Genomic DNA, 20,848 nt, shown 5'->3' with positions numbered 1-20,848 from the left:
AGGATGACTCCCGAGCGTTACCAGAAAGCCGGTCATCTCTACCACGCGGCTCTAGAGATCGAGCCTGAAGCGCGGGCTGCCTTCCTCGATGGAGCGTGTGGCTCAGATGAAGAGTTGCGCCGCGAAGCCGAATCGCTGCTCCGTGCCCACGATAAAGTCGGCAATTACTTCGCTGCGCCCGCCCTTGAGGTCGCGGCAGGGCTCGTCGCCGGAAGGCAAAATCTATCGCTGATGGGCCAGAGCCTCAGCCACTACCGCGTGCTGTCATTGATTGGGGCAGGCGGGATGGGGGAAGTCTACCTGGCCGAAGATACCCATCTGGGACGCAAGGTCGCGCTCAAACTTCTGCCAAAAGAATTCACCGAAGAACCTGATCGTGTGCGCCGGTTCGAGCTGGAGGCGCGCTCCGCCTCAAGCCTTAACCACCCGAACATCGTGACGATCTTCGAGGTCGGCCAGGTAGACGGGCGCCACTTCATCGCCACCGAATACATTGACGGCCAGACGCTGCGAGAGCGCCTGTCCGGCGCTCAGCTTGAGGTAGGTGAGGCGCTCGATGTGGCGGCGCAGATCGCGAGCGCCCTTGAAGCCGCGCACGAGGCGGGGATCGTTCACCGCGACATAAAACCTGAGAATGTCATGGTCCGGCGCGACGGGCTGGTCAAAGTCCTGGACTTCGGGCTGGCGAAGCTTACAGAGAGGCAGAGTCGCTCGGGTTCTGAGTCAACGACTGTTGTGGATGTGGACACGACGCCAGGGCTGGTGCTTGGGACGGTGAGTTATATGTCGCCGGAGCAGGCGCGCGGACTGAAGGTAGACGCGCGCAGCGACAACTTCAGCCTGGGAGTGGTGATATATGAGATGGTGGCCGGGCGCTGCCCCTCCGAGGGGGCGACGCCGAGTGATGTGATAGCGGCGATCTTACAGAACGAGCCGTTGCCGCTGGCGCGGTTCGCGCAGAACGTCCCTGCCGAATTGGAGCGGATTGTAGCGAAGGCGCTATGCAAGGACAGGGAGGAGCGATACCAGACGGTCAGTGAACTGTCGGTTGATCTAAAGAGCCTGAAGCAAGAGCTGGAGGTCGAGGCGCGGCTGAGTCGCTCTCTTCAGCCGGATGGAAACGGTGGAAAGATAACGACAACAAGCGGCAGTCAGGCGGCGGTCGAGACTGTCTCGGAGTCTGCCGCAACGACTGGTGATGGTGCGACGGCACGTACGACATCGAGCGCCGAGTATCTGGTCAGTGAGATCAAGCGCCATAAGCGCGGCGCGGTACTCGCGGCAGCAGCCGTTGTCGTTGCCGTCGCGGCCGTCGCATATTTCTTCTACCCGGCCAGAAGCGGCGAGGCGATAGATTCGGTAGCGGTCTTGCCTTTCGTCAACGTGAGCGCCGACCCCAACACCGAATACCTCTCGGACGGCATCAGCGACAGCATCATCAACAGCCTCTCACGGTTGCCTAACCTGAAAGTCATCTCGCTCAACAGGGTCTTGCGTTACAGGGGGCAGCAGGTAGACCCGCAGGCAGTCGGGCGCGAGTTGAATGTCAAGGCTGTGTTGATGGGCAGACTGACACAGCAAGGGGATGGCCTGGCAATCAGCACCGAGCTGGTGGATGTGAGAGACAACCGCCGACTGTGGGGCGAGCAATACAGCCGCAAGCTGTCGGGTATCCTCGTCGTTCAAGGTGAGATCGCGCGGCAGATTTTAGATGGGTTGCGGCTGCGGCTCTCCGGCGAACAGAAAAACCAACTGGCTAAACCGTACACCGAGAACACCGAGGCTTATGAGCTTTACATTTTGGGCAAACATTACTTCCGTAAGCAAACAAAAGAGGCATTTGAGAAAAGCATTGATTACTACAAGCAAGCCATCGAAAAAGACCCGAACTATGCACTGGCTTATACCGGGTTAGCTTATACCTATTACTTTATGGTAAATCGTGGCTTCTGGACCACGAATGAGTACTTGCCAAAACTCGAGGGGGCGGCGCTAAAAGCGCTGGAGCTTGATGACACACTTGCCGAAGGTCATGTCTTCCTGGGGGTGGCTAAGTACAGTAATTTCGACTGGGCGGGATCAGAGAAAGAACTCAAACAAGCTCTGGAGCTTGACCCGAACTCCCCACTAGCTAACATCGCGTTTTCCAATTATCTGTCGAGCGTTGGGCGACCGGATGACGCCCTTCCCTATGCGAAACGGGCTGTGGAACTTGACCCAACGAGTCAAGCCGGAGGCCTTGCTAATGCGTATTTGGTTGCGCGCCAGTATGACAAGGCAATTGAGCTGTACCGGGAGGTGCTGGATAAGAACCCGGATAGACCTCAACCGCACGCTCTCCTTGGTGAGACTTATCTAGCAAAGGAGATGTATGAGGAGGGCGTCGCGGAGATACAAACGGCCGTGACCCTCGATAACGCACCGGAACGATGGGATAGACACCCGATGCTGGCATACGCTTATGCGGTGGCGGGCAGGCGCGATGAGGCCTTGAAAATACTCAACGAGCAGAAGAGGCTGGAAAAGCAACGCTACATCTCGCCTTATAACTTTGCGATCATCTACACGGGTCTCGGCGATAAGGATAGAGCATTCGAATCGCTGGAAAAAGGTTATGAGCAGCGCACACCGCTGATATATCGCCTCAAGAGCCGACCGATGTTCGATAGCCTGCGCTCAGACCGGCGATACGCTGAATTGCTGCGGAAGATGAACCTAACGCCGTGAGGTTCAAAGTTCAGAGTTCAAGCTTTAGCTTGCCAGCGGCACCAGCAACCTAAAGGTCGAACTCTGAACTCTAGGTCTGAACTTTGAATAACTCTGCGGAATTACGTTCCGCTATTACGTCTATATGAAGTAAGACGATGAGCAAGATTCAATCAATGCTTCTACTGGTGGCGTTGGGGACAGTCGGTGTGGCCCACGCGCAAGCGCCGACCGGAACAATCACCGGAGTTGTGACCGACGCGACCGGCGCAGTCGTGGCCGGAGCGCGCATCACCATCACCAATCGCGCAACCGGGCTGAGCAGGAACCTCACCACCTCTGCGGAAGGCGATTACAGCGCGGTGGCGCTGCCCCCAGGTGATTATCAGGTGACGGCAGAAGCAATGGGGTTTAGCGTCCTGGAACGCACGGCCACCGTCGAGGCCGGGACGACTACCACCGTCAATCTTCAGGTCCAGATCGGGATAACCGAAAACATAACGGTCAGCAGTGTCACTCCGCTAATCCATTATGACGGCCATCAGGTTGGCGGCCTGGTCAGCCGCAATCAAATTGAGAACCTGCCACTCAACGGGAGAAACTTTCTGGACCTTGCAAAGCTGGAACCGGGCGTGACCAACGCGACCCCGTCCACGAACAACCGCGTCTTTGTGCCGGTGCTCGGCACAGGTGTTTTTGTAGCCCCGCGCATCGGAAACACCCGCGTCACCGTAGACGGCGCAAACATCGTCACCATTGGCAACCTCAGCGCTATCCTGCAAATCTCCCAGGAGGTCGTGCAGGAGTTTCAACTCTCGACTGTCAACTTCGATCTTTCGACCAGCCTGACGACCAACGGCGCGATCAATATTGTGACGCGCTCCGGCGGCAACGAGTTTCACGGCAGCGGATTCTACTTTTATCGAGACCATACCCTGGCCGCCGACCCAGGTCTACAGCGTGACCCGAACAACCCTGACCCTTTCTTCCAACGGAGCCAGTTCGGCTATCATCTCGGCGGCCCGATCGCCCGCGACCACGCCTTCTTCTTCACTAGCTACGAGCGCAACGACCAGAGGGGCGTCTTCTCGGTCCAGCCGCGCACTTCCGAGTTTGCGCCGCTCGGGGGAGTCTTTCCCAGTCCTTTTCTCGGCAATCAATTCAACGTGCGCTTCGATGTTCGTCTGAACCAGGACCACAACGCCTTCATCCGTTACACTCACGACGGCAACAGTCTTTTTGGTCCCAACGAGGGCAACAGCAATACGCTGCCTTCGGCCTGGTCGCGCGTCAAGAACTGGGTGGATCAGAGTATTGGTGGAATCACGAGCGTCTTGTCACCTGGCCTCGTCAATGATCTGCGCTTCTCTTACTTTTTCGTCAGCACTGGAGAAACGCCCGCAACCGCCGAGGACTGTCCCGGTTGTTTGGGTGTGGGAGTCCCGCGCATCAACATTGCGGATGCGGAGGTATCGTTCGGCCAGGCGCGAGGGTTTTCTTTCGTCGGACGCCGCTATCAGTTGACCGAGAGCCTGGCGTGGCAGCGCGGTAATCACAGTCTCCGCTTCGGCTTTGATTGGGAGCACGCTGCCACTTCAACCCAATTGATCACTAATGAGCCCGCAACGATTCAGCTATATTCGCCGGAGGAGGTGCGGCGGTTCAATACGACGGCGGCGCCCTCGGCGCAGATTCCTCTGCCGTCATCATTCTCGACGCTAGATGACATTCTCCGGCTTTCTCTCCGTAGTCTCTTGACCGGCATTGGACCGGGCTTGACTCCCCAGCGTGACTTTCGCAAGCGCCGCCATCTGGATCTTTACCGCCTCTATGCGGCCGACACGTGGCGCATCGACTCGCGCCTGACTGTGAACTATGGTCTGGCCTGGTCTTACGAACCGAACAGTCTCAATACAGATCTCTCGAAGCCCAAACTCTTGACGGCGATCCTTGGCCCGGACGGTCTTGGTCCTCCTGTTGCGCAGAAAGATAACTTCTCGCCTACTGTAGGATTTGCGTGGGCGGCGACACGTGATGGCAAGACGGTGATTCGTGGGGGCGCGGGCCGTTACTTCGACCCTGTCAGCTTCAACGGACTCAATTTAGAACGAGAGCGTCTGGCACTGTCGCCGGCAGGTACGGGCCGAAGGACAAATATTTCAGGCACCGGCATCTTCCTTGATGGCCGGGCGCTGGATTTCCAAAGCCCCACCGCTTTTACCGGCGCTGATCTGCAAAACATCCTGCCAGGCATTCGCGCGAAGTTGCTGCAACAACGCAACCCGGACAACCGTGATTTCACTTTCCGCAACCTCGATCTCGACAAGGCGGGTTCAAATTTGTACGATCCGCTTTATGAAGCCCCGTACGCTTTGCACCTCAACGTAGGCGTGCAGCGGGAGATAGCCCGCGATCTGGTTCTGTCGGCCGACTTTGCCTGGCGGCGATTCCTTCACACGTTCCTCGGAGGAATCGACTACAACCACTTCAACCGCCGAATCAACGGTGTGCGAACCCCGGTGATTCCGTCGTGCACCCCCACCCAGCGGAACGATCTGGCCGCAATCTGTTCCGCGGGGCAGATCACGTTTGACAACACCACAGGCATCGCCCAGTACAAGGGGCTGCTCGTGAGAGTTGAAAAGCGCTTCTCGCGCCGGACACAGTTTCTGGTCTCCTACGCGCTGGGCAGCTTCAAGGGAAGCAACGGACCCGGTAACCAGGAACCTGGCACTGGATTCAACAACGACGACTGGTTCGAGAACTACGGTCCGCTGGCGACCGATCTGCGCCACGTCCTGAATCTCTCCGGCTTCGTCGACCTGCCCTGGCGGTTTCAAGTCTCCTTCAATTTATCCGCCTACAGCCGGCCGCCGTTCTCGGCCTTTGTGAGCGGAGTAGATTTCAACGGCGACGGCAGCGTAAACGATCTGCTGCCGGGGACGAGAGTGAATCAGTTCAATCGGGGGAGGGACCGTGATGACCTGGCGCAGTTGGTCGATAGCTATAACCAGGAGTTTGCCGGCAAACAAACCCTCGGCGGACAGCCCGCTCCGCGTGTGACGCTGCCCGCTGATTATACTTTCAACGACAGCTTCTTCACGCAGGACCTGCGCATAAGCCGCACGTTCCCGCTCGGCAGAGAGCGTGTGAGCCTCATGGTGTTGGGCGAGGTATTCAATTTTCTGAACACTGCCAACCTGGTCGGCTACAGTGGCAACATCGGCAATAGCGCGGAGTTCGGTCAGCCCGGCGCGCGATTTAGCCAGGTCTTTGGCTCCGGCGGCCCGCGGGCTTTTCAGTTAGGCGCGCGGGTCAGTTTTTGAGGATCTCGAGTTGCGTTTCGTAGCCAGGTCCGGGTCGGCTTTTTCGTGGACGGTGGCAACGCCGCTTGTGCCGCGACAGACGACGGAGGCTTCTGGATCGAGTGGCATTGCTGGATCTTCAATTCTACGGATGGGCGGGTAGATTCTACCTCACCTTTCGCGCTCGCTCTTTACTTTGCGATAGAGGTCTTCAGGCTTACTCGAGGCAGGCATTGTCTCAACAACAATGTAGTCAGGGATTTGGATATGAATAGTGTCGCCCAATGAATTGACGCGGGGAACTTCCCACACAATTCCGTTCCAGACGGCGAGATCGAACGACTCAGGGTCATCCGGCGCTCCGCGAATCCTGATCCATGCCTTCTGACCTTTTATCATTACTACTCAACTGCGACAACTCGACTGCGCCCCTGCTCAGCCGGCGGCGCGCCACTAGCTTGCACGCGGAAAAGGGGCCGCAGGACACAGCTACAAAGTTGCACACTTTGACCGGCAATTACAAGATAGCCATTCGCTCAGGCTCGCGGTCGGGAAGGGTGGCTTGCCCCCGCTGCCTCCTAAGCCTCTTCTAGACTCACAGCGGTGTATTCCTCAGCATTGACCACGCGGGGGCAAGCCACCCTTCCCGACCACGAGCTTGAGTATCACATCGCACGCACACATCATACACCGTCTTAGAAAGGTCCTTGTTGTCGGGGGGGGCCTGGCTTTCGCGCGCGCGCCACGCCGGTTGCGCTGACTGCGTCGCGGTCTCCTATCGATAGCAAACTACAACGGAGTGTCTATCAGCCCTGAGCCGCCTGCTCAGCCGACTCAGGCTTTTGCCCGGCCTTATCCGCTTCGTCTCCGTTCTGCTGACCTTGCTGGTCTTTTTGATCTGGGCTGCCGGCCGCTCCGCCGGCACCGCTTTGTGTCTGCCCGCCGACGGGAGGGGACTCGGGGGCCTGCTGTTCCGGTAGCTTCATGCCCAGATATGTCCCTGAGCTTATCCCCATCAGAGTAAGAAGGCTCGTGCCAAACTCCGGCATTGCCAGATGGCTCATAACGCTTCTGGCGAAGACCAGGCCGAGTACGATGGTCCAGACTACGATCTGAAAACGGTGAAAGGTGATGCCCGTCCCGTCGCCGAGGAGGTCGTTGAGCAAGCCCTTCGATTCGTCGCCGGGCCGCGGCCGGGTCGTTGTTGTATTGCGCTTGCCCGAATCTATTGCCGTCGCTCCAAGCGCCGTGCCTGCGCTGATGCCGATAAGCACAAGAACGCCCTCCGTTATCGTGTCGGTGTTCCCGGTAATCATCCAGATGAGAACGAAAGCGCCGATGACCATGAAGAACCAGAATGCCATCTGAGTGCGGGCGAGGCTGAAAGGGCCGAGCCTGGTGTCCGCGGATCCGCGCCGCCACAAAACAGAGAAGCCGGGCATGTAGCCCTGGCTGATGCCTGGATCGCGAAGCAAAGCTGTGCCTGCGGCGAGTCGAAAGAAGATGTACAGCACGACCAGGAAGAGAGCCATTGCGACTACGAACCATTTTACCGGAATGACGACGAGGTTGAATTTGGCTACGCAAGTTGGGAACTGCTGCTTGTCTTCAAGACCGACGCTGAATGTCATCACGCGCGGCTCGAAACCAGGATTGCTCAGCAAATCAGTCCACGCTTCCTTCGAAGCTGGAGTCCGCCTAAGGTGAAAGGTGAGGGTGTGGCTTCCGGGATCGACGGTTTCCGGATATAAGCCGGTTAGAGGCCTGGCATTCAAGTAAGGGACGAGTTTGAGCACTTGAGCGTGGGTGAGTCCCGGAATCCAGCTCGGCTCCTCGCCGTACGGCACACTGTTTTGATCGCCGGTCTGACTTGCCGAATTGTTGTTGGGAGGCGAAGCCGGTTGACTCGTGTTGGCGGCGCTCTGAGGAGCCGGCATCGAAGCCTGCGGTTCCGAACAGGACGGCCACGCTTCAACCCGGACGCTGACTCTATCCCCGAGGCCCGCCGTGGCTGTCGGGTCCAATCTAGGCGCACCACCGGCGACCGTAACCGGAAAACCGACAACTCTAGGTTGAGGATTGTTCTGCGCGTTAGCGGTGGCGGCACACGCAATCGCAAGCGCGAAACATCCGAACAAACCAAACGTCCAGCGGCTGGCTCTTGTCTGCAACATAGACCGACCTCCTCCTCAGTTGATTCGGGGCATCCTTGTTCGATTCAGTGTAAGGGAAGTTTCTTGCGCCCGCAGCCGGTCGGAATTCTATCATCACTGTCAACTACGGTCGCACTTCGGGTTGGGCCACGGCAGGCGAAAGGCGACGATCTGCCTGTGAGTCAGGCGAGCGCGGGGAAGTCACCAGCCGATCGCGAGTCAAATCACGGTAGTCACTATCTCGCGGATGCTGCGTTGGAGCTCGACGTCGTCCGTTATCGGGCTGCTTATCGCAACCTCACACGCCAGGTGGGGATGAATGCCGCTGCTGACTAGCTGCGCGGCGTAGACCAGCAATCTTGTAGATACGCCTTCCTCGAGCCCGTGGCCTTTCAGATTGCGCACCTTCTCGCCGATCAACACCAGATCGCGCGCGGTCTGCGCATCGACTTTGCCCTCGTGCATCAAAACATCGGCTTCGAGGTGAGCGGGCGGATAATCGAACTCGAGCCCGACGAAACGCTGCCGGGTTGATTGCTTCAGATCCTTGAGCACGCTTTGATAACCCGGGTTGTATGACACAACCAGCATGAACTCCTCGGGCGCTTGCAGTATTGTGCCGCGTTTTTCGACCGGCAAGATCCTGCGGTCGTCCGTTAGAGGGTGGATGAGAACTATCGTGTCCTTGCGTGCTTCGACAACTTCGTCAAGGTAGCAAATCGCACCGTACTTGACTGCGGTGGTGAGCGGTCCATCATGCCACACGGTCTCGTCGCCTTCCAACAGGAAGCGGCCCACGAGGTCAGTTGCTGACAAGTCTTCGTGGCAGGCGACCGTGATCAATGGCCGATTCAAGCGCCAGGCCATGTATTCGATGAACCGAGTCTTGCCGCAGCCGGTTGGACCCTTGAGCATGACCGGAAGCTTCGCGCGGTATGCCGCTTCGAACAGCCCGACCTCTTCGCCGGCCGGCAGGTAGTATGGTTCCCGGCTGATGACGTGTTTCTCTATTGCTTGTTCTACCGTGGCTTGATCTGCAGTCATATCAGGTTGGGGATCAAACACAAAGGCACAAAGACACTAAGACGACCTGGGAGCGCAGGCATCCCTGCCTGCTTGTTCTTGTGCGAGAGGCGTTTTGAAAAGAAGATAGCCATAGTGAAACGAGGCAGGCACGGATGCCTGCGCTCCCAGGTGCCTTAGTGTCTTCGTGCCTTTGTGGTTGAGTCTCGCGATTATCGGTCGTTCCTTTCCGCGATGCTTCGGCGTTGTGTATAATTCTTAGCTTTGAGCCCGGCATGCACTATTAACTGAGCGTATAACGAACCGGAATGATAGCATCGCGTAAGCGCGCGAGCAAAGATCAGGCAAGCAATGACGATAGCAGCAGCAATGAGCGGCGGCGTTGACAGTTCGGTCGCGGCCGCGATGCTGAAGCGGCAGGGCCACGACGTCGTCGGCTTCACGATGCAGTTGTGGAATCAGCGGCGGAGGCTTGCTCCCGATGAGGAGCCTCAGCCCTCGCGGTGCTGTTCGCTCGAGGACGTCTACGATGCGCGATGCGTGGCCCAGGATCTGGGAATCCCTTTCTACGTGCTCAACCTTGAAGAGGAGTTTGAGCGCGCGGTTGTCCGACCGTTTGTTGAAGACTATCTCGCGGGCCGCACTCCGATCCCGTGCGTGTCGTGCAACACCAAGCTGAAGTTTGCGCGGCTCGTTACCGTAGCGCGAGAGGTGGGCGCCGAACGCGTCGCGACCGGCCACTATGCCCGCGTGGAATACAATGAACAGAACGGGCGCTTCGTTCTCAAGAAGGGGCGCGATCTCTCGAAGGATCAGTCGTACTTTCTTTTTGAGATGACGCAAAAGCAGCTTGCGCGCGCGGTATTCCCGCTCGGCGATATCACCAAGTCCGAGGTGCGCGAGATCGCGCGAAGCATCGGGCTCGAGACCGCCGAGAAGCCCGAGAGCCAGGAGATATGCTTCGTACCTGACGGCGACTATGCGCGGTTCGTCGAGAACTATGCGCGATACGAGATGGGTGAGCCGAGCGTTCCCGCGGGCGAGATCAAGACTGCGGACGGCAAGGTGATTGGTGAGCACGCCGGATTGCACCGCTTCACGATTGGCCAGCGACGCGGCATCGGCATCGCGTCCAATGAGCCGCTCTATGTCGTCAAGATCGACGTGCCGCGCAATCAATTGGTGGTTGGCCGGCGGAGCGAGTTGTATGGAAAGTCGTTGAGTGCGAAGGGTGTCAACTGGATTGCGATCGCGCCGCCTGATCGGCCCCTTCGGGCGAATGTGCGCATACGCTATCGCTCGAATGACGCAGCGGCTACGATAACGCCGACTGAAACCGGGCGCGTTCGAGTCGAGTTCGATGAGCCCCAGGCCGCGATCACGCCGGGGCAGGCAACGATCTTCTATGACGGCGATGCGGTGGTTGGAGGGGGATGGATCGTATGACAAGTAAAAAGGCAAAAGTAAAAAGGAAAAAGGGAAGAGCGCTCTTACTTTTGCCCTTTGCCTTTTTACTTTTTACTTCTTGTGGGGCCGGTCGCGGAGACGCGGTTCCGGCAGGCGCGACTTCCGGGTATTGTCCCGTCTGCCGTATGAAGGTCAATGTGTCTGACAATTGGGCGGCTGAGATCTATTACAACGATGGAAAGAAGCTGATGTTTGAATCGCCGGGAGACATGCTTGCGCTCTACACATCTCCGAATAGTTACGACGCCGGCGACGCGCACAAAGATCGCGCTAACATTGAACGGATCACGGTGAAGGACTATCAGTCAAAGCAAACGGTCGATGCTCGAGAGGCGAAGTTTGTTTACAAGAGCAGGGTCGAGGGACCGATGGGACCGGACTTCCTGCCGTTCGGGAAGCGTGAGGACGCCGAAACGTTTGTTGGCGCGAACGGGGGAACGGTGTTGTCGCTCAATGAAGTGACCGGGGAGATGGCTCGCGACGTGAGGAAGTGATCGGGAGGTACCGTAGACTGTCCAGTCTGCGGATTTATTTTTCAAGATTACTCGGCGCCGCAGACTGGACAGTCTACGGTACACTGCGGATGAAGACACGAACTCCTTATGACAAGCTATAAATCAGTCATCAATGCCGGAATAGCCGCACTGGTACTGGGCCTTTTACCGCTCACCGTACTCGCTCAAGGCAGCGATCGCGTGGTCAAGGCAAAGGGATTCGCGTCGGTTGACGGCGTGCGGCCCGGCGACAAGTTCAAGGTCGCGGTCGCGGTTGAAGTGGGCGACGGCTACCACATAAACGCGCATCGACCCTCGCTTGATTTTCTGATCCCCACTACCGTCAAGTTCGAACCCTCCGCGGGCATCAGCGTTGCACAGGAAAAGTATCCCGCCCCGAAGCATCGCAAGTTTGAATTCGCTCCTGAAACGGAACTCGCTGTTCACGAAGGCACGTTGTTCATAACCGCCGAGGCGCAGGCTGACGGAACGATGCAGCAAGGCGCGGCCAACATTCGTGCGTTGGTTACCGTTCAAGCGTGCAATGACACTCAATGCCTCGCGCCATCGGACTTGACCGTCGAGATACCGATCAAAGTCGTCACGGCGAAACAGTCGATCAAGGAAGCGAACGCAGATGTTTTCGCCAGGGCTGCGGCTACGCCTGTTGCCGACGACGCAGAGCCTCAACAGGTCGGCGGTCTGGTCCAATACCAGGGAAGCTCTCAACCGCCGAACAAGATTGCCGAATTGATTTCGAGCAAGGGGCTGGCCCTCACGCTGCTGTTTGTTTTCTTATCGGGGCTGGTACTCAACACCACTCCGTGCGTTTATCCGATCATTCCGATCACGGTTGGCTTCTTCGTGAATCAGAGCGCCTCGCAAGAGGGCAAGCCCAGGCTGCGCCGAACATTTTCGATGGCGTTGATGTACGTGCTCGGCATGGCGATCACCTATTCGGTGCTCGGCGTGATTGCTTCGCTGTCAAAGGGCTTGTTCGGCGCCGCGCTGCAGAATCCGATCGTTCTTATTGTTCTAGCCGGCGTCATGGTCGCTCTGGCGCTGTCGATGTTTGGGGTATACGAATTCAAGCTGCCCGAGTCGTTGAACCGATTCGCAACCAGCAGCACTCAATCGACAAGCGGCATATTGGGGGCGCTGGTTATGGGCCTGACAATGGGAATCGTTGCCGCTCCGTGCATCGGGCCGTTTGTGCTGGCGTTGCTGGTCTTCGTAGGCGAGAAGGGCGATCCGGTCTACGGCTTCTTCATGTTCTTTGTGCTGGCGCTTGGATTGGGACTTCCATATCTGGTGTTGGGGACCTTTTCGGGCGCGATCAAGGCGCTCCCGCGATCGGGCATGTGGATGGTCACCGTGCGCAAGCTGTTCGGCCTGGTGCTCATCGGAATGGCGCTCTACTTCTTGATGCCGCTGCTTGGAGACTATTCGACGTACGTGTTTGTAGCGTTCTTCGCGCTGTCGGCGCTGTACCTGATCTTGTGGGAGGCGGGCAAGACCAAGCCCAAACAATTCGCGTGGGTATTGCGCGTAGTCGGAATAGGCGCGGCTGTCGTTGCGGTGATGTTGGCCTTGCCGAAAACGATCGAGGAGGAAATCGCCTGGCAGCCCTACAGCGAGCAGGCCCTGGCTGACGCAAAGAGAGACGGCAAGGGCATCATCATCGACACCTTTGCCGACTGGTGCATACCGTGCAAGGAACTCGACAAGCTCACCTTTACCGATGCGGCGGTGAAGAACGAAGCGGAGAGATTCGTCACGCTCAAGCTCGACCTCACCAGCAGCGACGAAAAGTCGGAGGCAGGCCGCGCCAGACAACGATTCGGAATTCGCGGCGTGCCCACGGTGATCTTTTTGGATGGCACGGGCCGCGAGCTTGGGGACTTGCGCCTCGAAGGATTCGAGAAGGCCTCGGCTTTTGTGGCAAGGATGAAGCAGGTCGAGTCTTCGCCGAGCGCCGGCGTGGTCCAGACGCTGGCGAAGAACACCGCCGACACCAAGGCGCCAGTCGCGGATGCAGCCTCGGGTGCGGCTCCCGAACCCGCGCCCGCAATCAGTTTGAATTTGCTCAATGGCGGAGCGCTTAGTCTCGAGTCGCTTCGTGGGAAAGTCGTGGTCGTAGACTTCTGGGCGACGTGGTGTGTGCCGTGTCTTTCCGAGATACCGATGTTCAATCAGTTGAAAAAGGACTACCAGCCTCGCGGAGTCGAAGTCGTGGCCATTTCGCTCGACGAAGAAGGCGCGGCGAAGGTGAAGCCGTTCTTGAAAGCTCATCCGATGGACTATACGCAGGTGATCGGGGATCGCAGCACAGCCGGCGCGTTTAACGTTGACGACTCATCGCTGCCGGTGACGCTGTTGATCGACAGGCAAGGCCGCATACGTATCCGGCACGTCGGCATCGTAAAAAAAGACGTGCTCGAAACCGAGATCAATCATTTGCTGAACGAGTAACTGTTGGCAGGTGCTCGGCTTGACTACTGCTTCTTCGAAATGTACGTTGAGGCGTATAGCGAAGGTACGATACCTCCTTACAGGATTAGAAGTATGCGAGAAATCCCGATTGCAAAAGCCCGCGACGAGTTGACCAGCTTACCGGAGCAACTCGCTGAGAAACTAGCTACCGTAGCCGTAACGCGGCGCGGCAAGCCCGTCCTGGCTGTCATGCCCTGGGAACTCTATGAGTCCGTCATTGAGACTCTGAAAATTATGGGCGATGAAGAACTCATGGCTTCTTTGAGGCAGTCAATACAGGAAGTCGCAGAAGGAAAGACAATTCCCTGGAAACAAGTTAAGAAGGAGCTCAATCTTAACGTACCAAGCAAAGAACCAAGGCACTGGAGTTTCACGCAATGAATGGTTATCTGATTTACCACCCAACCCGTCGTAGTTCTACATTTGGCGATATTACTGTCTATCACGATGGAACTACGGGCAATCAAGATCCCTATGTTTGGAATACAAAGTTTCTCCATACATACTGTCACATGACCCAAATGACTCCTAATATTGGGCAGATCAATTTTGGGTGAGCGGTGACTCGTTCCCAGACTTCTCGCACTTGTTCTGCGATCTCGTGTTTTCGATCGAGCGAAAGGATTACTGGCAGGAGGCGAATTCAATTTATAGGGATGAGCCCATGATCGAGTCGGAAGCAGCATACGTAGATCACTATCAGTGGGCCTTTTTTCAACACCACTTCAAAAGCAGAAAGCGTTTTACATTAAAGGCTCACCCTTTACAAAGTTTTCAGCCACAGAATGCAGATGCCACGCTGATAGACATTGTTCCCTTTCTAACTGGTTCGGGTCTGTCCTTAGAATCATTGCGCCATGGATTGAGGGCGGGCTTTAACTCGAAGCCGTTCTTACTGGGCGAGGTTACGTGCAAGCTATACGAATGGCTGAACCGAACTGCCGGTATTAAACTCATCGGAAGTAAATTAGAAGAAATACGACGAAATAACCCACAATTAGCAAGCCCGTCTCAGATGGATTTGCGGAATTGCGGACCCTGCATCAAAAGCTAACGGGTTAATGTAAGAGTGTTGGTGGGCGCCCGCCGCATATCTCAACGCGCTGTCTGTGACGACAGGCCCCGAACTTCACGCCCGCAACGCATTTTGAGCCTGTTCCTGTTTGTTACTTATCAGCCATTGATCACGGTCTGGGCAGCCACATCTCCGCTCATAACCGCGCTCTCGATCGTCGCGGGCAATCCTGTATCGGTCCAATCGCCGGCGAGTATCAAGTTCGAAATTGATGTTCGAGGGCCGGGTCTCAAGCTATCCGATTCCACTGTGTGTGACAGCGTCGCTTCGCGTTCTTTTACGATCACGCTGTGAAGTAACGAGCCTGCGCGGCTGGCCGGTAGAAGGTCGTGCAGCTCGCTGATAGCCATATCGACCAGATCGTTCCTTGTACAATCCACAAAGTCGCGCGCGGCGCTGATGATCACTGCCACCTGATTCGACTGTTTGCCTGCCGACAGAATCAGATCCTTGTTGAAGATCCACTGACTGCGAGTCCCCAACAACCCGACGAACTCGTGATCGATGATTGGTCTGTCAAGCCAGAGATTGATCGAAACTATCGGAGACGATCCCAATGCCATCAGCGAAGCGAACTCTTTGTTTTGCAGTTCCTCCGGCAAGATGGCGAACAGCGCTTCGGGAGGAACCGCGCTGATGAAGTAATCTCCTTCAATCCGCTGGCCGTCTTTCAACTCGACTGCGGCGACTACGCCTCGCTCGATGATGAGCCTTTGAACTTGCGCGCCGGTTTGAACGTCACCGCCTCTTGACTTGATGAAGTCGAATGCGCCGTCGGTGTAGAGGTCACTCAACCCAACTCGCGAGATCCCAATGCTTGAGTTTTTCGAACTGCCGCCGAAGGCTTCCTGCAAAACTACCTTTAGCATTCGGGCTGAGGCGATGTGGGGGCTTTGATTCAACGTTGCGACGACCATTGGATACCAAAACCGCTGTTTGATTCGCGCGGATTGCCCGAGCTCGTCGAGCCACTGATCGACGGTGAGCGCATCGGGAGAAAGGCTGCCGTTGCTCTTGATCGCGTGGCCTACTTTGAAGGCCCGAAGCTTATCGCCAAGACCAAGCCCTTTCATTTTCAGCAGGCCGGCGAGCACGTGCAGCGGAGCCGGAAGCGGTGGGCAATCGAAACTGGTGAAGCCTTCACGGTCGAGAAAATCGACTCGGGGCCGCTCTTGAAACTTGAGACGGTTGCGCCGCCCAATCGTTTCCAGAAACGCGATGGTGTGATGATAGCAGCCCATGAACAGGTGCTGCCCGTTATCGACTACATCGCCAGTCTTCGCGTCGATAAACGAATACGCGCGGCCGCCCAGATGATTGCGGCGTTCGAGCAGCAGCACCTCAAAGCCGCGCTCGCTGAGCCTGACTCCCGCGGTGAGCCCGGCGAATCCGCCTCCGATTATCACCACGCGCTTGGCCACGTTATCTCTGGAATTTGCTCTTCAGCCAGATGCTGATTGCGATTTGCAGCCGCCGGGATTTCGAGACTGTGACGCGATTCCGAAAAACATCAAACTGCACCGCGGCTATCTGGTCGAGCAGCTCTCTGTAGATCGAGCCCATGATGTCGGCGGCGAACATCGAAGGACGATCTTGATCGGGAAGGGAAGCGGCGGCCTTTTCGAAGTATGACCGAGCGCGAGCGTGCTCGTATTTCATCAGCTCGATGAACGGCGCGTTGTAGAGATTCGCGCGAAGCTCGCGTTCGGAATAACCGAATCGCTCGAGGTCTTCGACCGGTATGTAGATCCTCCCCCGCGCGATATCTTCCTTCAAGTCGCGCAGGATGTTGGTGAGCTGCAGCGCGAGGCCCAGGTTCACGGCATACTCCCGAGTGCGCGCGGACTCGTAGCCGAATATCTCGATGCATATCAGTCCGACAGCCGAAGCCGCGCGATAGCAGTATTCGCGAAGGTCGGCAAAGGTCTGGTAGCTGTGCCATTTCAAATCCATTTCCATTCCGTCGATCAAGTCGAGGAACGGTTGCTTGGGCAAATCGAACTCTTCAATCGAGCCGAGCAACTGCTCGCCGAATTCGCTGGCAGGGCTGCCCTGATAACAGGCTTCCACTTCGCCGCGCCAATACTCGAGCTCGGCGTAAGGATCGCGTCCCGTCTGGTCTTCATCGACTACGTCGTCGAGCAAACGGCAGAACGCGTAGACATTGTTGATCGCGTGCCGCTCGGAGCGGGGCAGCAGGAGAAATGAGTAGTAGAAGTTCGAAGCGGCCGCGCGCGCCAGCTTGCGCCGCGCTCCAAGCACTCGAGACACAGTTGACGAGACCGTCGAAGCCATCAGTAACGCCGAAAGCCTCCCTTGCTCGCCGCCACGGCAAGGATTCTTACCTTGTCCATCGAAGTGATCACCGGCCTGTGAGAGAAAACGTCGTAACCGTTCTGTTCGATTCGTTCGAGTATGCGCACACCGCCAAGCCAGACAGACCGCAGTTCGAGGCCCAGTCTCCCACTCACCGACGTGCACAGCGTTTTGCCGCGCGCGAACATCTCTCTCGCGCGTTCGACTTCAAACTTCATCAATCGCTTGAAGCCGTCGCTCGCACCGCGACGCATCAAATCATCCACGGTTAGATCGAAGCGCGAGAGGTCTTCGTCCGGCAGGTAGATGCGATTCTTTTCAAGGTCGATAGCGACGTCTTGCCAGTGGTTGGCGAGTTGAAGTGCCGTGCAAATGTCATCCGACCACCGATGATGCTGCTCATCTCGATAGCCGAACACCAAGAGTATCAGCCTGCCGATCGGGTTGGCAGACCGCCGGCAATAATCGAGCAACTGATCGAAGCTCTCGTATCTGCGAACCGTTACATCCTGGGCGAAAGCGGAAAGCAAGTCTTCAAACAGCGCGGCCGGCAAATCGAATTGTTCGACAGTGTGTGCGAGAGCAACGAAGACTGGGTGCCTCGCCCCGCCAGCCGGCGATTCCGCCAACATTCGCCGCCACTCATCGAGCAGATCAAGCCGCTCGCGCTCGCTGTAGTCGTGACCGTAGCCCTCATCGGCGAAGTCGTCCGCTATTCTGGCGAACGCGTAGATCGAATAGAAGTGCTTTCTCAAACGCTTCGGTATCAGCGCGGAGCCGACCGGGAAATTCTCGTAGTGCGAACGCGTCAACCGCTCGCAGTATTCATACGCGCGATCCAGCGGCCAGCTCCCCGCGGCGTCGAGCGGCTGCGTGATGGCCTGAGCGAGCGTGCTGGCGCCATGTCGTGTTGCTGTACTCATTTCCCTTTGATTGAAACCGATCAGTGCGTGAAATGTTTATATTGGCTTTGGGGTGGGAAGAAAGCAAGCGGACCCTGGGAGCGCAGGCATCCCTGCCTGCCTCTTTCGCGAACGGCTTATGGCCCTTCAACAGTGCTGGTGTGGCTTAATGCCTGGCAGGCAGGATGCCTGCGCTCCCAGGGGCGCACACCGGCGCCGCCGCGACCCTGACTCGTCGTTGCCTGGTGATTTTAAGCTTTGATTCAATGTGGGAGCGGGGCCCCGCTCCCAACCCAAGAGACTTACTCTGTGACTTCAGTGCGCGATCGCGGCGCGCGATGACCTCGATAGCGGTCTCGAGGGCGCCGTGCGCGTATGCTTCGTGCAGCATTGACGGAGCGCCTCATCCACCAGCGGCTCGACTACGCATTCCGACTTGCGGCATACGGTAGACATCTCGCTAACGACAAGGTACCGTGCGCGCTCGAGCATCCTCTTCTCACGAAATGAGAGCGGCTTGCTCATCGACAGGTAAGTGAGATTCTTCAAGACCTCTGCGACGTGAAAGATGTCCCCCGTCTTCATCCGTTCAAGGAATTCCTTGTAGCGGTCTTTCCAATCGATTGGGGGGTTCGTGAAATCCGCCGAGAGGGCTTTGAGGAGCCTGTCGCACTGGTTGTTGTTGATCGGCGACCTTAGACCTATTTCCACCGCGTTGGCGATCGGAACCATGACGGTCGATTCGGTCGCCTTCAGCCTGAGCAGGTAAAAGCTGTTCAGCATGCCTCCAACGTCGGTAGTGGTAATCTTCTCGATTACGCCTATACCGTGATTAGGATAGACAACCTTCTCGCCTATTTTGAAGCTCACAGATTCCTCCTTGTGACCATTTGAACGGAGTCGTGCCTCGGAGTGAGGACTTCGGGGAGTGACCTACCCATTGACATATCGAATTACTCAGTTTATTGACGACGAGCCGCGAACTGAACTCGTCGGAGGGTGCGTTGCGTGATCCGTAGGGCAAGTTCGGTTTTAGAACCGCTCACACTGCCCGTCCCACCTTGTTCATAGACCCAAACCGAAGTCTACAGTAGCCGGTCCAAAAGGGTCAAGCAGAAGATCGGAACCATTTATCATTTTCCATTTTCCATTTCTCATTTGTCATTGCTCACGGGACTGCTGCGGCGAATGGCAAACAGTCACACATGGAAAATGGAAATGACAAATGGAAAATGACCAATGTCATGGCATTGTGAACGAGACAATCCATACACGCCGCAGCGGACCGCGCTCCTTGCGCAGTACCTTGATGACGACATCGTCGCCACTCTTGAGCTCGCGGGTGATGCGGAGAAAATCTTCCTGGTTCGTGACCGGCTTGTTGTTCGTCTCAACTATCAAATCATCGGCAGTCAGATTGTTCTCGTCGGCGATGCTTCCAGGCTCTACGCTGACAACGAATGCGCCGCGAGCGCCGTCAAGCCCCTGAAGCCTTGCCAGTTCAGGCGTCAGCGTTTTCGCGTTGATTCCGAGCCCCGATCTGGACTTGCTGCGGTCTTGCTGATCTTCTTGCTTCTCGGGTGCGCGGCGCGGATTGCGCGGATCGAATGGAAGCGGCCGGTTCAGACGCTCTTCCGCTTCCTCTTTCCTCTCTTCGAGCTTCACATTGGCAGTTCGCCGCTCGCCGACCCTTATATACTCAATGGTGGCGAGGCTCCCAACCGGAAGCGAGGCGATTCGCCGAATAAGCTCGCGCGTATTCTTCACCTTCTGTCCATTGATGCCTGTGATCACATCCCCGCTTTGCAAGCCGGCCCGGGCAGCCGGGCTCGTATCGCTGGTGAGCTCCCGCACGAGCACGCCCTGGCCGTCTGCGATCTTATTCAAGCGGGCGATCTGCGGCGACATCTCTTGCGGATTGATCCCGAGGAAGCCTCGGCGCACGCGGCCTTCGGCAACGAGCTGATTGTAGATCTCAACTGCGGTCGCCGAGGGTAGAGCGAACCCTATCCCGTTGTAGCCGCCGGTGCTGGTCGCAATCTGAGTGTTGATGCCTATCACTTCGCCCGCAAGGTTCACGAGCGGCCCGCCGGAGTTTCCCGGATTGATCGCTGCGTCGGTTTGCAGAAACTGCTGGAATGGATTCGAACCGTTGTCGGTCACCCGATCCTTCGCGCTGATTATTCCCGCGGTCACTGTTTGCTCGAGCCCGAACGGAGATCCGATGGCGAGCACCCAGTCGCCGACCGTGAGCTTATCGGAGTCTCCCATTCGCGCTACCGGCAGCGGCTTGTTGCTTTCGATCTTGATCACCGCCAGATCGGTCTGGGTGTCGATTCCAATGACTCTTGCATCGGTCTCAACCCCGTCCCAGAGTTTGACCCTGATCTTGTTCGCGCGTCTCACCACGTGCGCGTTTGTCAGAATGAACCCCGCCGGGTTCACGATCACGCCTGAGCCGGTGCCCTCGCGCCCATACGCTTCGCTCTCCCATACCCTTATGTGAGCGACGCACGGCTCGACATCGCGCGCAGCTCGCGCGAAAGCGCCGGATAAAACGTCCGGGGCGATGGGCGCGCTACTGATCGATAGTCGGTTGTCTTCTGATTTGGCGCGTCCGATTCCGCTCACGATCGCGCCTACGGCGATTCCGATAGATAGGCAGCAGATCGCGATGAGCAGTATGATCACTCGCGCATAGCCGGATTTCGACCGGCTGTCGAAGTGGTTTACGGGCGGCTCGATTCGTTGGTACATAGCAACTCCTTCACAAGTCGGAACCCGATTTAGGATTGAATAGGTTATCGCGGTCGATTCACTTGGATTATATCAGAGGCTTGATTGATGTTGAAGATGACAAGGAGCCAGGTGGTGTCCTAGTTTGAACTATTCTCTGCGCAACCTCTGCGTTCTC

At 57.1% G+C, this 20,848-nt stretch carries 14 protein-coding genes; 6 read left to right on the top strand and 8 right to left on the bottom strand.

The features are described from left to right. The first annotated feature begins 3 nt into the window (after nt 1-3). The gene (locus AABO57_03780) at nt 4-2,727 is read left to right on the top strand and encodes a protein kinase (GenBank protein ID MEK6284837.1); all 2,724 of its coding nucleotides are present in this window, start codon (nt 4-6) and stop codon (nt 2,725-2,727) included. A gap of 137 nt (nt 2,728-2,864) precedes the next feature. Further along, the gene (locus tag AABO57_03775) at nt 2,865-6,032 is read left to right on the top strand and encodes a carboxypeptidase regulatory-like domain-containing protein (protein MEK6284836.1); all 3,168 of its coding nucleotides are present in this window, start codon (nt 2,865-2,867) and stop codon (nt 6,030-6,032) included. 150 nt (nt 6,033-6,182) lie between these two features. On the opposite strand, the gene AABO57_03770 is transcribed toward AABO57_03775, so the two are convergent. The 3 genes from AABO57_03770 to AABO57_03760 form a co-directional block, all read right to left on the bottom strand. Continuing rightward, entirely contained in the window at nt 6,183-6,410 is a 228-nt protein-coding gene (locus AABO57_03770; protein MEK6284835.1) for a hypothetical protein, read from the bottom strand. Nucleotides 6,411-6,817: 407 nt separating this feature from the next. Continuing rightward, a complete protein-coding gene (locus tag AABO57_03765; GenBank protein ID MEK6284834.1) occupies nt 6,818-8,185 on the bottom strand; it encodes a hypothetical protein in 1,368 nt (455 codons plus the stop codon). Between the two features lie 198 nt (nt 8,186-8,383). Further along, nucleotides 8,384-9,208 (bottom strand): CbbQ/NirQ/NorQ/GpvN family protein, encoded by an 825-nt coding sequence (locus tag AABO57_03760; GenBank protein MEK6284833.1) that lies wholly within the window; start codon nt 9,206-9,208, stop codon nt 8,384-8,386. Between the two features lie 330 nt (nt 9,209-9,538). Here AABO57_03760 and mnmA point away from each other — a divergent pair, with 330 nt between their 5' ends. From mnmA to AABO57_03740, 4 genes are all read left to right on the top strand, one after another. Next, nucleotides 9,539-10,633, top strand: a complete 1,095-nt coding sequence (mnmA, locus tag AABO57_03755) for a tRNA 2-thiouridine(34) synthase MnmA (GenBank protein MEK6284832.1) — start codon at nt 9,539-9,541, stop codon at nt 10,631-10,633. Next, nucleotides 10,621-11,148, top strand: coding sequence for a nitrous oxide reductase accessory protein NosL (locus AABO57_03750; GenBank protein ID MEK6284831.1), 528 nt, complete (start codon nt 10,621-10,623; stop codon nt 11,146-11,148). Before mnmA ends, AABO57_03750 begins: the two co-directional genes overlap by 13 nt. A gap of 108 nt (nt 11,149-11,256) precedes the next feature. Then, a complete protein-coding gene (locus AABO57_03745) occupies nt 11,257-13,620 on the top strand; it encodes a cytochrome c biogenesis protein CcdA (protein ID MEK6284830.1) in 2,364 nt (787 codons plus the stop codon). Nucleotides 13,621-13,623: 3 nt separating this feature from the next. Next, on the top strand, nt 13,624-14,022 hold the full coding sequence (locus tag AABO57_03740) for a type II toxin-antitoxin system Phd/YefM family antitoxin (GenBank protein MEK6284829.1): 399 nt from the start codon (nt 13,624-13,626) through the stop codon (nt 14,020-14,022). A 792-nt stretch (nt 14,023-14,814) separates the two neighbouring features. Here AABO57_03740 and hpnE read toward each other — a convergent pair. From hpnE to AABO57_03715, 5 genes are all read right to left on the bottom strand, one after another. After that, the gene (gene hpnE / locus AABO57_03735; protein MEK6284828.1) at nt 14,815-16,137 is read right to left on the bottom strand and encodes a hydroxysqualene dehydroxylase HpnE; all 1,323 of its coding nucleotides are present in this window, start codon (nt 16,135-16,137) and stop codon (nt 14,815-14,817) included. A gap of 1 nt (nt 16,138) precedes the next feature. Beyond that, nucleotides 16,139-17,011 carry a presqualene diphosphate synthase HpnD gene (gene hpnD / locus AABO57_03730; GenBank protein MEK6284827.1) on the bottom strand — a complete coding sequence of 291 codons (873 nt, stop codon included), beginning with the start codon at nt 17,009-17,011 and terminating at the stop codon, nt 16,139-16,141. Continuing rightward, nucleotides 17,011-17,955: a squalene synthase HpnC gene (gene hpnC / locus AABO57_03725; GenBank protein MEK6284826.1), complete on the bottom strand. Its 945-nt coding sequence runs from the start codon at nt 17,953-17,955 to the stop codon at nt 17,011-17,013. Before hpnC ends, hpnD begins: the two co-directional genes overlap by 1 nt. A gap of 294 nt (nt 17,956-18,249) precedes the next feature. Then, nucleotides 18,250-18,804: a CarD family transcriptional regulator gene (locus tag AABO57_03720; protein ID MEK6284825.1), complete on the bottom strand. Its 555-nt coding sequence runs from the start codon at nt 18,802-18,804 to the stop codon at nt 18,250-18,252. Between the two features lie 372 nt (nt 18,805-19,176). Next, nucleotides 19,177-20,691, bottom strand: coding sequence for a trypsin-like peptidase domain-containing protein (locus AABO57_03715; protein ID MEK6284824.1), 1,515 nt, complete (start codon nt 20,689-20,691; stop codon nt 19,177-19,179). Nucleotides 20,692-20,848 lie beyond the last annotated feature (157 nt).

Source organism: Acidobacteriota bacterium (genome assembly GCA_038040445.1).
Taxonomy (GTDB): domain Bacteria; phylum Acidobacteriota; class Blastocatellia; order UBA7656; family UBA7656; genus Onstottus_A; species Onstottus_A frigus.
Note: the sequence above shows the minus strand (reverse complement) of the source record. Positions and strands in the feature narration are given on the sequence as shown.

What these genes read in the sequence shown, in the direction of transcription:
- AABO57_03780 (MEK6284837.1), top strand. Translation starts at nt 4, where the DNA reads ATGACTCCCGAGCGTTACCAGAAAGCCGGTCATCTCTACCACGCGGCT.
- AABO57_03775 (MEK6284836.1), top strand. Translation starts at nt 2,865, where the DNA reads ATGAGCAAGATTCAATCAATGCTTCTACTGGTGGCGTTGGGGACAGTC.
- AABO57_03770 (MEK6284835.1), bottom strand. Translation starts at nt 6,410, where the DNA reads ATGATAAAAGGTCAGAAGGCATGGATCAGGATTCGCGGAGCGCCGGAT.
- AABO57_03765 (MEK6284834.1), bottom strand. Translation starts at nt 8,185, where the DNA reads ATGTTGCAGACAAGAGCCAGCCGCTGGACGTTTGGTTTGTTCGGATGT.
- AABO57_03760 (MEK6284833.1), bottom strand. Translation starts at nt 9,208, where the DNA reads ATGACTGCAGATCAAGCCACGGTAGAACAAGCAATAGAGAAACACGTC.
- mnmA (MEK6284832.1), top strand. Translation starts at nt 9,539, where the DNA reads ATGACGATAGCAGCAGCAATGAGCGGCGGCGTTGACAGTTCGGTCGCG.
- AABO57_03750 (MEK6284831.1), top strand. Translation starts at nt 10,621, where the DNA reads ATGGATCGTATGACAAGTAAAAAGGCAAAAGTAAAAAGGAAAAAGGGA.
- AABO57_03745 (MEK6284830.1), top strand. Translation starts at nt 11,257, where the DNA reads ATGACAAGCTATAAATCAGTCATCAATGCCGGAATAGCCGCACTGGTA.
- hpnD (MEK6284827.1), bottom strand. Translation starts at nt 17,011, where the DNA reads ATGGCTTCGACGGTCTCGTCAACTGTGTCTCGAGTGCTTGGAGCGCGG.
- hpnC (MEK6284826.1), bottom strand. Translation starts at nt 17,955, where the DNA reads ATGAGTACAGCAACACGACATGGCGCCAGCACGCTCGCTCAGGCCATC.
- AABO57_03715 (MEK6284824.1), bottom strand. Translation starts at nt 20,691, where the DNA reads ATGTACCAACGAATCGAGCCGCCCGTAAACCACTTCGACAGCCGGTCG.